At 52.2% G+C, this 274-nt stretch carries 1 protein-coding gene; it reads right to left on the bottom strand.

All coding sequences use genetic code 11. The features are described 5' to 3' along the window. Positions 1 to 4 precede the first annotated feature (4 nt). The coding region (locus ACKX14_RS15810; protein WP_422449348.1) for a hypothetical protein at positions 5 to 274 on the bottom strand (270 nt) is incomplete at its 5' end.

Here is a 274-nt window from a genome sequence, read left to right as displayed (position 1 = left end):
CATATCATCCATACCTCGCACACCCAGTTGGCTCAGAGTTTGCACCAAGGAGGTGGATTGTAGGCTCCTCACTTAGAGCCTGACTCTCTTCTGTCTCTGCGTTGGGGCTTGCTTCCACATAGTCGTTGTCGATAATCCTGCCCGAACCATCCACCCATCCCAACTTTTGGAGAAGTGTCTTTAGTGGATGGACTATGAGCTTGTAAATGGCATCTCGCCTCGCCTTCACTGCGCTTGCATCGGTGCCGTCACCTCCCTCAAACTCCCGATTCAA

The sequence above is a fragment of the Thermorhabdus hydrogeniformans genome (genome assembly GCF_049310025.1).
In the GTDB taxonomy this organism is placed as follows: domain Bacteria; phylum Bacillota; class Thermosediminibacteria; order Thermosediminibacterales; family Tepidanaerobacteraceae; genus JBJYKD01.
Note: the sequence above shows the minus strand (reverse complement) of the source record. Positions and strands in the feature narration are given on the sequence as shown.